This is a genomic window from Pedobacter sp. GQ55, assembly GCF_059758925.1.
The window spans coordinates 1-15,364 of sequence record NZ_JCAXEI010000020.1; the positions used below are offsets into that span (position 1 = coordinate 1).

At 37.9% G+C, this 15,364-nt stretch carries 11 protein-coding genes; 7 read left to right on the top strand and 4 right to left on the bottom strand.

The genetic code is table 11. The features are described 5' to 3' along the window. The first annotated feature begins 404 nt into the window (after positions 1 to 404). The 5 genes from AC6CH7_RS26075 to AC6CH7_RS26095 all read left to right on the top strand — a co-directional run bounded on the left by AC6CH7_RS26075 (position 405) and on the right by AC6CH7_RS26095 (position 7,625). Complete coding sequence (locus AC6CH7_RS26075) at positions 405 to 956, top strand: RNA polymerase sigma factor (protein WP_498265490.1); 552 nt, start codon at positions 405 to 407, stop codon at positions 954 to 956. A 108-nt stretch (positions 957 to 1,064) separates the two neighbouring features. Beyond that, positions 1,065 to 2,906, top strand: a complete 1,842-nt coding sequence (locus AC6CH7_RS26080) for an ABC transporter ATP-binding protein (RefSeq protein WP_498265491.1) — start codon at positions 1,065 to 1,067, stop codon at positions 2,904 to 2,906. A gap of 62 nt (positions 2,907 to 2,968) precedes the next feature. Further along, positions 2,969 to 3,745, top strand: coding sequence for a DUF4974 domain-containing protein (locus AC6CH7_RS26085; protein ID WP_498265492.1), 777 nt, complete (start codon positions 2,969 to 2,971; stop codon positions 3,743 to 3,745). A 274-nt stretch (positions 3,746 to 4,019) separates the two neighbouring features. After that, a complete protein-coding gene (locus AC6CH7_RS26090; protein WP_498265493.1) occupies positions 4,020 to 5,306 on the top strand; it encodes a sugar MFS transporter in 1,287 nt (428 codons plus the stop codon). Between the two features lie 234 nt (positions 5,307 to 5,540). Then, on the top strand, positions 5,541 to 7,625 hold the full coding sequence (locus AC6CH7_RS26095; RefSeq protein ID WP_498265494.1) for a response regulator: 2,085 nt from the start codon (positions 5,541 to 5,543) through the stop codon (positions 7,623 to 7,625). Here AC6CH7_RS26095 and bcp read toward each other — a convergent pair. The 4 genes from bcp to AC6CH7_RS26115 all read right to left on the bottom strand — a co-directional run bounded on the left by bcp (position 7,617) and on the right by AC6CH7_RS26115 (position 11,078). Further along, positions 7,617 to 8,075: a thioredoxin-dependent thiol peroxidase gene (bcp, locus tag AC6CH7_RS26100; protein ID WP_498265495.1), complete on the bottom strand. Its 459-nt coding sequence runs from the start codon at positions 8,073 to 8,075 to the stop codon at positions 7,617 to 7,619. The two genes, AC6CH7_RS26095 and bcp, sit on opposite strands and share 9 nt — an antisense overlap. Positions 8,076 to 8,079: 4 nt before the next feature. Next, positions 8,080 to 9,801, bottom strand: a complete 1,722-nt coding sequence (locus tag AC6CH7_RS26105) for a M23 family metallopeptidase (RefSeq protein WP_498265496.1) — start codon at positions 9,799 to 9,801, stop codon at positions 8,080 to 8,082. Between the two features lie 5 nt (positions 9,802 to 9,806). Further along, positions 9,807 to 10,418, bottom strand: a complete 612-nt coding sequence (locus AC6CH7_RS26110; protein WP_498265497.1) for a fumarylacetoacetate hydrolase family protein — start codon at positions 10,416 to 10,418, stop codon at positions 9,807 to 9,809. Positions 10,419 to 10,508: 90 nt separating this feature from the next. After that, complete coding sequence (locus AC6CH7_RS26115) at positions 10,509 to 11,078, bottom strand: T9SS type A sorting domain-containing protein (RefSeq protein ID WP_498265526.1); 570 nt, start codon at positions 11,076 to 11,078, stop codon at positions 10,509 to 10,511. A 163-nt stretch (positions 11,079 to 11,241) separates the two neighbouring features. Here AC6CH7_RS26115 and AC6CH7_RS26120 point away from each other — a divergent pair, with 163 nt between their 5' ends. Then, the gene (locus AC6CH7_RS26120) at positions 11,242 to 13,194 is read left to right on the top strand and encodes a KUP/HAK/KT family potassium transporter (RefSeq protein ID WP_498265498.1); all 1,953 of its coding nucleotides are present in this window, start codon (positions 11,242 to 11,244) and stop codon (positions 13,192 to 13,194) included. 251 nt (positions 13,195 to 13,445) lie between these two features. After that, positions 13,446 to 14,786, top strand: a complete 1,341-nt coding sequence (locus AC6CH7_RS26125; RefSeq protein ID WP_498265499.1) for a tyrosine-type recombinase/integrase — start codon at positions 13,446 to 13,448, stop codon at positions 14,784 to 14,786. The last annotated feature ends 578 nt before the right edge of the window (positions 14,787 to 15,364 follow it).

Genomic DNA, 15,364 nt, shown 5'->3' on the forward strand with positions numbered 1-15,364 from the left:
AGATTGGCAGCCGTGTACCATTCTAACAATATCCCTTCTTACCTGAGAAGCAATATCTTCTAATTCTTTGATTGTATGTTTCATTAATTGGGGTTGTTGATTAATATGACAAACTTAACTAAAACTGCGCAAGCATTCATGCGCACAGTTAAAATAAATATCCCAATAATAGGGCTTATATTTTAAAAAATACTCAGTTAATAATAAAAAGGAATATTAAAAGACATGGGTAAAAAAACACAGGTCGGAAAATACCTGTTTTAGGTACTACTAAATTGTTTTTTGTTAATTTAAGCTGAAAGAGTGTAGTATTAAATTATACCGGCAATTGAAAAATAATTTTTTAACATTTAGAAAATATTTATTTATATTTATGTTAGTCGTATACCAAACAAAGAAAATAGATGCATGCCAACCAATTAAAATATTGGAATGAATCAGATCTTTTCGTTAAACTCGGTGAGGGCGATGAGCGGGCTTTTGGCCAGGTGTTTAAGCAATATTTTTCTTCTCTATGTTATTTTGCGAACAAGTATGTGTTTGATGTGCAGGAAGCTGAGGATATCGTTGAAGAGGTTTTTGAGAAGCTTTGGAAATGCAATCATCATATTAGTTGTTCGGAACATTTAAGGTCGTATTTGTATATGGTTACCAAGCGCACCTGTATGGATCATCTAAGCAAGAACAATCATGCCAAAGAAAGGCAATTGAATTTTGCGATGCGGATTGGAGATCAGGAACCAGATTTTATTTATGAGATGATCCGTGCCGAGGTTCTGAGGGATATTTACCTCGAAATTAATGGCCTGCCAGAACAATGCAGTAGAATTGTTTCTATGAGTTATATTGAAGGGCTGCGTAACGAAGAGATTGCAGAGAAGCTAGGACTTTCTGTTCAAACGGTTAAAAATCAGAAAACCAGGGGTGTCTCCATTCTTAGAGGCAGGCTTGTATAATATTCCAAAGTGCCAATCCATCTCTTGGGTGCATTTACAGGAGGATTTCTTGTTATAAAAAGCCTTAATTGATGTCCTTTTTCTAATTTAGTGAAAATTTAATGCCATTTGGACCCTAAAAAATCGACTGCAGATTTAAACGTAAAATCTTTAACCTTTAAAGAGCGGATAGCCGCGTTTAGGAATTTACCCGAGTTTTTTAAACTGGTATGGCAAACCAGCAGGTGGATGACGATAGGTAATTTTGCCCTGCGAATTGCCAGATCAATTATGCCCCTTGCTATCCTTTGGGTAGGTAAGCATATCATTGATGAAGTAGTGCACTTAAGTAATGACGGAACTGGCCAATCCCAGGAATATCTGTGGAAACTGGTGGCGCTTGAGTTTGGATTGGCCATACTAACTGATATTCTGAGCCGTGCTATTAATTTGATGGATGGTTTATTGGGTGATTTGTTTTCCAACTATACATCCGTAAGGATTATGAAGCATGCTGCAACCTTAGATCTGGACCAGTTTGAAGATTCCGTTTTTTATGATAAACTTGAGCGGGCAAGGCAGCAAACGGTTGGCCGTACAGTACTATTATCGCAAGTAATGAGTCAGATCCAGGACCTGATTACCATGGGATTCCTTGCGGTAGGATTGGTTGCCTTTAATCCATGGCTTATAGTTGTATTATTGGTTACTATTCTTCCTGCTTTTTTGGGTGAATCGTATTTTAATGATCAGAGTTATGCACTTTCAAGAAAGAGGACACCGGAACGAAGAGAACTTGATTATGTTCGTTATCTGGGCGCTAGTGATGAAACGGCAAAAGAAGTTAAGGTATTTAATCTTTCTGGCTTTATCATCAGTCGTTTCAGAACGCTTTCAGAAAGATTTTATACAGAGAATAAACATTTGTCTTTACAACGCTCTGTATGGGGCACCTTTTTTGCCTTTTTAGGAAGTGCGGGGTATTACCTTGCTTATGTTTATATCATATATAGAACCATAAGCGGAGGCATTACTATCGGTGAACTTACATTTCTGGCAGGCTCGTTCAGGCAGATGCGTTCGTTAATTGAAGGCGTGTTGTTACGTTTCACAGCAGTTTCTCAAGGTGCTATTTATCTTAGTGATTTCTTTGAGTTTTTTGAAATCGAGGCTAAAATACGGAATTTACCAAAGGCTAAGCCTTTCCCAAATCCCATTAGAGAAGGGTTTAAGTTTGAAGATGTTGGGTTTCAATATGCACATTCAGAACGTTGGGCTAACCGCCATTTAAGTTTTACACTTCATCCTGATGAGAAGCTTGCATTGGTAGGAGAGAACGGCTCTGGCAAAACAACATTGGTTAAATTACTGGCAAGACTTTATGACCCAATAGAGGGTAGGATATTGCTAGATGGGGTGAATTTAAAAGAATATGACCTGGATGAATTGCGGATGAACGTTGGTATTATATTTCAGGATTACCTCCGTTACCAAATGACATTTGCGCAAAATATTGCTGTTGGAAATATACAAGAACAGGATAACAGAGCTCTGATAGAAAATTCAGCAAAACAAAGCTTAGCAGATGTGCTGGCAGAAAAGCTGCCTTTTCATTACGATCAGATGCTTGGCAAACGCTTTTCTCAAGGAGTGGAGTTGTCTGGTGGAGAATGGCAAAAAGTAGCTCTGGCCAGAGCGTATATGAAGGATGCACAACTCTTAATTCTTGATGAGCCAACAGCGGCCCTTGATGCACGGGCTGAATATGAAGTTTTTCAACGTTTTGCGGAATTAACAAAAGGGAAATCTGCTGTACTAATCTCTCACCGATTTTCTACTGTGCGCATGGCCGATAGAATACTTGTACTAGAGAAGGGTCAATTGATAGAAATAGGCAGTCATGAAGAATTGATCCTCAAGAAAGGGAGGTATGCTGAATTGTTTGATCTGCAGGCAATGGGTTATAGGTAAAAAACGATTTGATTGGTACGATTGAGGTTTCGCATCGTAATAATAGCATCAATCGAAAAAGGATGCAATCAGAAGAACAAATCAAAAGAATAGTGTCCCTCATAGGTAAGCAGATTAGAGGGGAGCTGAACGGAATTGACGAGCGTGATTTGGAGATATGGATATCTGAAAGCAAGACAAACAAGATTTTGTTTGATCAGCTGACGGATCCGTCTTATAGACAAGCTGAGCTAATGGAGATGAGAAGTTTTACAAGTGCACCTGCGGCATTTGCAAACTTTATGGAAAAATATGGCGATCGTATACCTACTGAAGATGAAGTATATATTTCTCCAAACCCTGAGTTGGGAAAGAAATGGGATTATGAATTCTTAAAATATGGAGCCACCGCCATTATTCTATTGGCACTTTCGACAGGCTTTTTTATTTACCTTAATAATACAGGCGCAATTGAAAATAAGGATTCTCGAGCAAACTTATTGCCCCAATCTAAAATTTTAAGAAGCACCGATCGATCCTTGATTCTAAAACCAAGCCCGCATTCAGTGCTTATTGATAAGAATGCCCATAATTATGATATAGATATAAAAGAAGCGTTAACCTGGAAGCAAAGCTTCTTTACCTTCAATAATGAAACTCTTGAGTCCCTCATGAAAAAGATTGAAAGCTGGTATGGGGTAGATGTAATATATGCCGATCGTAATATTGGTAAAACCTTATATACCGGTTCCGCTTCGAGATTTAGTAACATCTATTCGTTACTCAATAAGCTCGAAAGAACCGGCCCCGCTAAATTTAAGATTGAAGGCAAAAGGATTAGGGTTCAACTTCGGTATTGACAAGTTTTTTTACTACTCTGGCAGTTTGCTGCCGAAATAGCGTTGCTGTTTTCCAATAACATAGTAATTGATAGGATACACAAACGTTTGCGCAAACAAAATGCGTAAATATTAAGTGTAAATAGCATACTTTGGTTTAATGAATGCCTCAGGTAAGCAACTTGTGGTATAATTTTCTATTTTTAGAAAGTAAAACTGATTTATTTTTGATAAAACAACAAAAGCAATAATTAAACCTAAACAAACCTGATTTTTAACCATGACTAATCAAAAAATGAATCAAATTCAACAACAAAAAAGAACACCAGTATTTACAATGGTGATATGCTGTGCATTTTATTTCATCTTAGGCTTTATAACCTGGGCTAATGGCTCTCTAATTCCGTTCGCAAAAAAAGCATTTGATCTGGATAGCGACTTACAAGCATTTCTTGTAACTTTTGCCTCTTATATTGCTTATTTTTTCCTAGCAATTCCCAGTTCGTGGATACTTAAAAAAATCGGCTTTCACAATGGTTTAGTGCTTAGTGTGGTGGTTTTGGGAGTAGGATCTTTATTGTTTATTCCAGCAGCGGAAAAAAGTAGTTACGTTTTGTTTTTAACGGCAATTTTCGTACAGGGTTCTGGAATGGCTTTGTTACAAACTGCGGTGAATCCTTATCTAAGTATCATCGGGCCAATTGAGAGTGCTGCGCAGCGTATAGCAATAGCTGGTTTCTGTAATAAAGCAGCAGGGATGATCGCGCCGATTGTGCTCGGGAGTCTGCTTTTGAAAGGTGCAAATGCAGCCGAAGCAAGATTGGCACAAGCGGCATCCGAAGTAGAAAAACAAACCATTTTAAATGAGTTATTAGATCAGCTTCATGCACCATATATAGCATTGGCAATTATGCTGGCATTGTTTGCCATAGGGCTTAAGTTTGTGAGCCTCCCTGAAGTGAACATGGAGGAGGAAGAAGTTTCAGAAAAGACATTGAATCCCTCAAAAAAAACAATATTTAGTTTCCCGCATTTATTTTTGGGAGCACTAGCGATTTTCTTTTGTGTAGCCGTAGAAGTAATGGCAGGTGATATCATTGGAACTTATGCCAGGGAACTGGGTACAGTGCCTCAGGTATTCAGAGATAATGCCACTGCATTTACTTTAGGATTTATGCTGGTAGGCTATTTAATTGGTATCATTACCATTCCAAGATTTATAAGCCAACAAGCTGCGCTTAGGGTTTGTACCAGCGTAGGTATTTTATTTACTCTTCTTTCAGTGTTTACCACTGGAGTAATTTCCTTTTGGTTTGTTGCATTGTTAGGATTGGCCAATTCATTATTGTGGCCAGCTATTTTTCCACTAGGTATTAAAGGCCTGGGTAAGTTTACAAAAACCGGCTCGGCCATTATGATCATGGGTATTGCAGGAGGGGCGGTTTGGCCTTTGGTGTATGGCTATATGAAAGATGAATTACACATAGATTTTCAACATGCATTTTTATATGCAATGATCCCAGCTTATTCATATATTGTTTATTTTGCAGTGTCCGGGCATAAAATTAAATCAAGAGGTTAATTCCTGGTCAGAATATTGTTATCAAGGGATGATTCGAATTGAGTCACCCCTTTTTTGTGTGAGCACTGTGATTGCAAGCTGGCTAATGCTGCCGTCCTGCCTGATTTAATGGTATTTTGCTTGTTTTTTGAACAAAATGAATGGAGTAAATCGATGCCTTGTTCGGGTTAAAAGGATTATTTTTAAAAAAATGTAAAAAAAAATAGGGCTTTACATTTGATTAAAATTCTAACTATGCTTATTTCCTTGTTACGAAAGAAGCTCAACGATATATCTATATCCAGAAAATTATATTTTACCATTGGTATAATCACTTTTTTGGTCATGGTAGAGTTGTGCACTTTATGGTTCTCAATTACGACACTGTCGGCAGTTAGATCTTACGTGGGTGGGGAAGGACTATGGTCTAAATCGCAGAAGAATGCTATCCTGAACCTCAGGGAGTATGGCTACACTTATGATGAAAACAATTATCACGCTTTTAAAGAATTCCTGAAGGTTCCTTTTGGTGATAAAATTGCCAGAATAGAAATGGAAAAGGTAAATCCTGATCTGGATGCAGTAAGAGCGGGTTTTTTGCAAGGCAGAAATCATCCGGATGATATTGATAATATGATTGGCCTCACCAAGAGATTTAGTAAGGTGTATTACTTGAATAAAGCTTTTGTTGCATGGCAAAAAGCTGAGCCGGTTTTGGATGAACTCCTTGGAATTGGTGAGGAACTTCATGCACTAATTACAGCTCCAAAGATAGATAAGGAAAAGATAAAGGTTTTGCTGAATGAAATTGAAAGGCTTAATACCGAGCTTACTATTTTAGAAGATGGGTTTTCTTATACACTTGGGGAAGGTGCAAGGTGGTTAGAAAGTATGGTGCTTAAATTGGTATTGGCGCTGTCGATAACAATTGGTACAACCAGTATTGTAATTGCCATATCTATCAACAAAAGTATTAAGAAAGGTCTGGATGTTATCGTAGAGGGTGCCGAACTAGTTAAGAAAGGGCAACTGGAAACCCGTGTAAGGGTTTTTGCAAATGATGAAATTGGAAGGGTAGCTACTGCATTTAATGAAATGACCGAGACCCTGGAACATAAAGTAGCCGATTCAAAGGTTACAGAAGCCAAACTTGTAACTGAGCGACAGAGAGCTCAATCTTCTGAGAAAGCCAAGCATGTTTTCCTTGTAAACATGAGCCATGAAATAAGGACTCCTATGAATGGTATTCAGGGGTTTGCGAGCTATATTAGGGATTCCCTGGTTGATAAAGAACATCTTGAAGCAATTGAGATGATTATAAAATCTGCTGACCATTTGATGAGGATATTAAATGATATTCTGGATTTTTCCGGACTTGGAAATGAGGATGTTGATTTTATTAAACAACCGCTAAAAGTTAGGGATGTAATTAAAGATGCCTGTCTTTATGTGGAATCTAATGCTAAGTTTAAGAAAATTAGTTTAAGCTATTCTATAGGCGCAAGAGTGCCTAATATTTTTATTGGAGATTCTATAAGGCTCTCTCAAATTTTTGTGAACCTGGTATCCAATGCTATAAAGTTTACAGAAAAAGGTGAGGTGGTTATTTCTGCAGATCTTATAGAAGAAACCAAGGAGAGTGTGGTTATTGAGTTCAGAATAAAAGATACGGGGATTGGAATTCCAATAGAAAAGCAACAGAAAATATTTGAGTTGTTTGAGCAGGGCACAAGTGGTGCTTCACGTAAATTTGGAGGTGTGGGTTTAGGGTTAAGTATGGTTAAACGTCTGGTTGAACTACAGCATGGAAAAATATTTTTGGAAAGTACACCAGGCAAAGGGTCGGTGTTTTATTTCAGAATGCCTTTTGTGAAAATAAGTGATCTTGAGAAGGATAACCATGTTGCTGTCGGATCTGACACTGGAGATGAACCTGGAAGGGGAATCAAAGTGCTGATTGTTGAAGATAATCCAATTAATCAGCTTTTGGTTATCAAGGTATTGCAAAAGAGAGGATATGAAACCACAATTGCACAAAATGGAAAAATAGCCATTGAAAAATATAAGAACGAGGATTTTGATATTATTTTAATGGATCTGCAAATGCCTGAAGTGGATGGATATGAAGCCACTAAATACATACGCCGCATGGGTGCTGAAAAGGCAGGCATTCCAATTGTGGCTATGACAGCCCATACCATACAGGGAGAGCTTGAGAAATGCCTGGCAATTGGAATGAATGACTATGTTTCTAAACCTTTTAGTCCTGATGAGCTAAATGTAAAGATTCAGCATCTTGTTGGAAGTAAGCAAAAAGATGAAAAGTCTGTACTAAAGTAACGCTAAAACCTGTGCGGTTGAATTCTTAGTATCTACCTTTTTTATGATGTGTGAAATGATGCCGGTTTCATCAATAAGGAAAGTAGTTCTATGTGTTCCCATATATTTCTTTCCGTACATATTTTTTTCGCCCCAGACACCGTAAGCTTCAACGATTTTTTGATCAGTATCTGCGAGGAGTGTAAATGGCAAGCTGTGTTTGGCGACAAATTTCTGATGTGATTTTTCGTCATCAACACTTACACCCAATACTATAATTCCTTTTGCTGTTAGTCCCTGATAGTTGTCTCTGAAATCACATGCTTCTGCCGTGCAGCCTGGAGTGTCATCTTTAGGATAGAAGTACAGTACGACTTTTTTTCCGATAAATTGTGATAAGGATACATTGTTGCCATCCTGATCTTTGGCTGTAAAATCGGGGGCCTTTTGGCCTTCTTTTAACTCACTCATAATGCTATTTATAAAAAGAAATTGAATAATTTTTGATGTTGTCCTTCATGTCTGAAACAATAACCTCCAATGTATGTTTGCCAGGAGGGGTACTGTCATCAAATGTATGCCATAGAGAGGCTGTTTTTGTGTCAAACGCCATTAATATCCATCTTCCGTCAATATAACCGTTAAAGCTCTTAATCCCGGATAGGTTATCTCTGATTTTGAACGACATTTTACTTATTCCAATCATGCTTTTTCCATCCGATACATTGATGGGGATTATGTTTGGTGGTATCGTGTCTATGGCTATAAAGAAACTTCCAAAAGTGCGTGGTTTGGCTTTTACATATCCATTTTCATAATATCCACCTTGTGACGATTTTGAAGTACTAACGATAAGGGCCTTTTCTTTGTACTTATTAATTGAACTGTCTGCTTTAATCCATATTTCAAATCCCAAATGCAATGGAGTTAAAGAGTTATGGATCTGATGTATATTAGAGAATGCGTTTGTTGCCGGTTTTGGTAAGATCTTGTATATGAAGTTAAGATCATTATAGAGTGTGCCTTTTGGAAGGATTACCTTTACATCTGGATTGTTAAACTCATTGATTGTAGCATATGAGTAATGAGTGCCTGCCACGGGCTCTGGGGTGTTTATTATAGCTTTTTCATCAGCCTGCACATTGAACGACAGAATACTTTTATTGCCTGTAGCATCCGATATAATATACTTTACCTGATGCAGCTTGCCGTCAGTAAATTCTATTCGGCCACTGTTTACCAGGTTGCTGTAGATGTTTAAAGGATTGCCCGGATCAACAAAACTTTTCTGAATATTTCTTTTAGTATTAATAAATGATGGGTAATCTATATGCGAATTGATACCCCTGCTATTCTCAAACTGGAATTTTTCAAGGGCCGAGGTGTAAACTGGTTTACCGTCTATCTCGAGCTGAATAGAATAAACGCCATTTGTTCCTGAAGCACCATTGTGTTTGTCGGTAGCAACAATACCAAAGCCCACCTCGCCACTTAAATTGATTGTGTTTACTTTATTAAGGTGGTAATTGCCAGGGCCCCCACTAATCTGAAAGTATTGTTTAGGTGTAAATTCGTTAAATGGTTTCTTATTTAAACGATAAACATACATGGAATAAAGCACGGGGGGGACATTGTCTGATATTTCTAGTCCAAATAGCTGCGGATTAATTGTAGCTTCTGTTTTAGTATCTCTGATCTCAAAGTGAAGGTGAGGGCCTCCAGAGCTCCCGGTATTGCCAGAATAAGCAATAACATCTCCCTTGTGCACTGGTATAAGCAGTGAGTTAGGAAACGAATCGACTTCATAACTTTTCTTTTGATATTGAATGGTTTTTACTTGTTGTGCTATTTTAGGGCTAAAGCGCTGAAGGTGACCATAAACAGAGGTGTAACCATTTGGATGATTAATGTAGAGGGCAAGACCGAAGCCGCTGTTCTGTACCCGAAGCCTGGAGATATAGCCATCCGCAATGGCGTACACCGGATAGCCCTCTCGTTGATTGGTTCGGTAATCCATGCCAGAATGAAAGTGGTTAGCCCTTAATTCTCCAAATGAACCGGCCAGAGCTGGTGGTGTGATGTCTAGTGGAGCCCTGAAATCTACAAGTGGGTATTTGCTGCCGCTGAACACTTGTTGCCCTTTTGAGTATACTACAGAAAGAACAATAAGTATTAGTGTTAAGTTCAGTTTAATCATTAATGCTATTTTATATCGAAATTAAGTAGTTGCTGACCCGCCAGCCAGGCCTCCAATTTATCACCTGGCAGAACCTTGCCAACACCTTCGGGTGTCCCGGTAAAAATAAGATCGCCTTTTTTTAAAGTTATGTATTTAGATACAAAGGCAATTATTCTCTCAAACGGGAAGAGCATATTTTTAGTATTCCCAATTTGCCTGTTCTCATTGTTGATCTTTAGCTCGAAGTCTAGATTATATATGTTGGTGAATTGGGTTTTGGGAACAAAAGTGCTGATGACAGCAGAATTGTCGAAAGCTTTAGCTAACTCCCATGGCAAACCTTTTTCTTTATGTAGTGTCTGGATATCGCGCGCAGTAAAATCTATGCCGAGACCCATTTCTTCATAATAGTTTGGAGCAAACTTTTCGGAAATATGCTTGCCTTCTTTGCAAATTTTTAAAACCACTTCGAGTTCATAGTGTATGTCTGAAGAAAATTCTGGTATGTAAAAAGGTTTGTTGTCTTTTAATACTGCGGTATCAGGTTTTAGAAATATAACCGGATTTTCCGGTGTTGGGTTGTTTAGTTCTTTAATGTGTGCGGCGTAGTTACGACCTATAGCGATTACCTTCATTTGTACGATGTTTTGTGAATAACACTAACCTGCTGCTAAATTATGCATTCTGAGCAGACGAAACAATTAAGAAGATTGATTAAATATTGACTATAAAACTGAAATGCGTTTTACTACTGTTTCAGAGCCTGCTACTATTTTTAGAAAATAGATGCCAGGGTTTAACCGATTAGGAATAGTATAGCTTTTGGTTTGTTCCCCAGAAGAAATACGCTCATTTGAGAGTGTTACTACTTCATTGCCCAGCAAATCCATGATTTTGACAGAAAGATTTGATTCGCGGTCAAGTCTTAGCATCAAATTTACCTGATCATCAACAGGATTAGGATAAACTTTTAAAACAGTAAGGATTTTATCTTGTTTAGTTTGAGTGGTTGGAACAACTTTTGCATTAGAGATCACATCATTATATTGTATAAATCCTAAGTTGTATTTAGGCTTATATGTTGGTATGTTGACCTTGATTTGAGGTGTTTTGTTAATTCTCTTTGCCCTGACGGCGTTTATTGTACTGTCAGACTTTTGCGCAAAAACGTTAACGCTGCCAAAGACACCCATGCAAATTATGCAGGAGATATGAAAGAGAAGCGCTATTCTGTGTTTCTTGCTCATGTTTGGTATTGCCAAAAATATAAATAATAAAACAAAAAAATCAATCATTTTGTTCAATAAAAAAATATTTAACAATATTTAACAAGTATTAACGTTCGGAGAGCCTAAAGTTGTGGCGTAAATACCACATGTTGGGGTTAAAAAAAGTCTGAAAACTATGCATATAGATAAGAATTACTGTAATTTTACCCACCAAAACAAAATAAGATAAGTGTCGAGTCAAAAGAATTTAAGCGCGCTCACCGCAGGAGGTTTACTTGTAAGTTTAGGGATCGTATACGGTGATATTGGAACTTCTCCTCTCTATACCTTAAAAGCCATTTTTAATTCGGTGGTTAACGGAGGGCAAAATATTGATGTAAATCTGGTTCTTGGTGCCTTGTCTTGTATCATATGGACTTTAACCCTGCAGACTACTGTTAAGTATGTTGTGATTACACTGAAAGCAGACAATAAAGGTGAGGGTGGTATTTTTTCTTTATACTCCCTTGTTCGTAAAAATGCAAAGTGGCTTGTTATCCCTGCAATAATTGGCGGTTGCGCACTGTTGGCGGATGGTATAATTACACCAAGTATAACAGTTACCTCTGCTGTTGAAGGTTTGCAATTGAAATTTCCTACTGTATCGGTAATTCCTATAGTTCTGGCTATCATTACTGCATTGTTTATAATACAGCAATTCGGGACTGATTTGGTAGGGAAGCTGTTTGGACCGGTGATGTTTCTGTGGTTTAGTACACTTGGATTATTAGGTTTACTGTTTGTGGTGCAGGACTTAAGTATTTTAAGAGCGCTAAACCCGTATTATGCTTATGAGCTGTTGGTGAATAATCCTATGGCTTTATTAATATTAGGCGGGGTATTTCTATGTACTACAGGGGCCGAGGCACTCTATTCAGACATGGGGCATTGTGGAAGAAAGAACATTAGGGTTAGTTGGGTTTTTGTAAAAACAACATTGATTCTTAATTATCTTGGCCAAGGTGTTTGGGTGCTGCAGCATGGTAATTACAACGCCACTTTGAATCCCTTTTTTGAAATAGTACCATCCGAATATCTGTTGTTTATGGTTGCGCTGGCAACTTGCGCGGCCGTAATTGCTAGTCAGGCTATGATCACCGGTTCTTTTACTTTAATATCTGAAGCGGTAAGGTTAAATCTTTGGCCAAAAGTTAGAATCAATTATCCAAGTAATCAAAAGGGACAGATTTATGTTCCCTCTATAAACTGGATCCTCTGGGCGGGATGTATTGGAATTGTATTGATTTTTAAAAGCTCAGGAGCAATGGAAGGGGCTTACGGTTTGGCTATAAACCTAACCTTTCTCTCTACTACGATATTGATTGCCGCTTATATGAAACGTAAAAAGGTCCCGATATATGTAATTGGAACTTTTTTAGTGATTTATATTTTGCTGGAACTTACTTTCCTGATCGGAAATATGGCTAAGTTTTTCCATGGAGGCTGGGTAACGGTTTTGATTGGATCTGCTTTGTTTACTGTAATGTGGAGCTGGTATGTTGCCAGGAAGATAAAAAACCGGTTTGTTAAATACGTTGAAATTGAGGATTATTTTGAGATAATAAGTGAACTAAGTAGTGACATCTCAGTTCCAAAATATTCTTCCCAGTTGGTATACCTTACCAGTGCCAATTTTAAAACAGAAATAGAATCAAAGATTATTTACTCAATTATCCAGAAGGAACCCAAGCGAGCTGATGTTTATTGGCTTGTACATGTTGATGTTGTTGATGAGCCATTTACCCGCGATTATAAGGTTGAATTCCTGATTCCGGGAAAGCTGATCCGTATTGATTTTAAGCTTGGATTTAGGGTGGAACAAAGAGTTAATCTTTTATACAGGAAAGTGATTGAAGATCTGGTGAAAAATGGTGAAGTTGATATTACAAGCCAGTATACGTCTTTAAATAAACATAAGATTGCCGGCGACTTTAGATTTGTCCTGTTAGAAAAACATTTATCGAAGTTTTCTAAACTGAGTTTCTATGAACGTTCAATAATGGATTATTACTTTGTTCTGAAGCGTTTGAGCTTATCTGAGGAACGAAGTTTTGGTCTCGATTCAAGTTACGTGGATGTAGAGAAAGTTCCATTAATTTTTGTAACTCCTGACGACATAGAACTTAACAGACTTCCAGTTTAATTGCACAAAAAAGGCTCCGGGGAGGAGCCTTTTTTGTGGTTCTATAGGCTGTTGTAAAGTTTCATAGTGACGCATAAAAATATGCCTTTAATGCTATTTAAACTATGATAATTCAATTTTATAAAGTTAATCTTAGACGCATTGGGACTCGAAAAAAGTGTCAGTGATTTTGTCAGAAGTTACTTGTTTTTGGTGAAAAGTGTCAGTAAATTTGTCAGAAGGATTTACCCTCAAAACTAACAATCTCACTCATGACCAAGCCGAAATTTTACTTAGACTCTAACGCTGGAACAGATGGAAAATATCCCTTTCTGATTTCCTATTCCTATCAGGGTTTACGCATCAGATATTTTCCTGGAATTAGCATCGATAAGAAGTTCTACCAGCCTGAATGCAATAAGAAAGATAGGGTCAAGCCAATTAAGAACACAGCCCCATTTGCCGTTGTTTACAATCACCGGCTCTCGGATATAGCGTTAAGCCTGGTAACGATAATTAACGACAATAAGAGCGCTGATCTATCTAAAGCGTTTGTTGTTGATAAACTCGACAAGCTATATAAGACCGTTGTAGAGGTCGAGCAAAAAAGGGCTACTAAGGGGCCGGAGGAGACTTTCATTGTTTTTTTTGAAAAACTGATAGAGGATACCCGGGCCGGTAAAAGGTTGCTTAAAAAAGGTAAAAATAAAGGAGGTGTTTACAGTGAAAATAGTATACGTAACTATGAGAAGACGCTTAAAGCTGTAAAGCGTTATCTGGTTTATGCTAAAAAGAAAACCCTCACTTTCGATCAGATCAATGCATCTTTCTACAATAAGTTCCGTGATTTCTGTTTTAAGATTGAAGAAAAGGAGGTATCTACATTTTCCGCTTTCATCAAGGATATTAAAACTGTGATGGGAGAGGCCCAGCAGTTGGTATCCTATAACGCTGATGACTTTATTTGCCCGGAATACGAGGCTGATGATATCGCACTAACTTTGGATCAAATTGAAAAGATTGCCGCTTGCGACCTTTCAGACTCCAGTAAGACTTTCCGATATACACAAGGCGGGCTTTCATTGGTGTACCCTTATGAGGAACTGGATCGGATTCGTGACGAATTTATAATAGGATGTTATTCAGGGCTAAGATTTAGTGATCTGAACAGTCTGACAATTGAGAAGGTAGAGGAAGGTTTTATCCGTGTAAAGCAAATCAAAACAGGGGATAGGATAACAATTCCTGTTATGGACAGGCTCAAACGGTATATTTTGAAGTATTCAAATGAACTGCCTTCTACACCTTACTTTAGATTTCTCATTGGAGCTAAAGAAGTGGCAAGATTAGCAGGTTTAAATGAATTTATTGAGGTGAGGAACAACAAAGGTAACCAGGTAAATATAGAAATGCTAGAACTTTGGACGCAGATTGGAACGCACACCTGCCGTAGGAGCTATGCCACAAATATGTTTAAGGCCGGAGTACCTACGTTACTAATAATGGGAGCAACGGGACATACAACTGAAAAAAGCTTTTTGAAATATATTAAAGCAAATAATGAAGATAAGGCGAAATTACTTGCTGATCAGTACTTAAAGCTCAAGTTATAATACCATAACACAATATCAAAGATGCGAGTCGACACATGGATTTTCAGTCTATTTACTCGATTCCGTAAATGTTTGTATTTCAAATTTTTACATAGCTACTCTAGATTTTAGGAGCACAGAAGTAGCACAATCTCAAATTAAGCCTGATTGTCCTGATCAGGTACTATGAAGATAGCGATTAAACTTTAATTTAACAATAATTAGGGTAGACCTAGAATGGATTTTAATGACATTTGATTCAAAACAAACGGCGCAGCCATCCGGCTGCGCACGCTTTGCAATTAACTACCTAAATTCAAATTTAGAACCTTAAACTTTCAACTCCAGCACATATGCACGGTGCATTCCCCTTTCCCTGAGAGAGATCCACCTTACTGGTCGAGAGGGGAAGATGGGTCACTTGTTTAACTACTTTGGATTTCCGTTTGTGGACCGCAGCCCCTACTGCCTGATAATCCAGGATTACCAGTTTCATATTTAGTGTCACTTCCTGATATTATTTGTACAGGTTGCTAAGTGCAGCAGCAAATACTCCCACATCTTGATCTTGCAATGACTTCAGTTTTTCGAGCATTCGC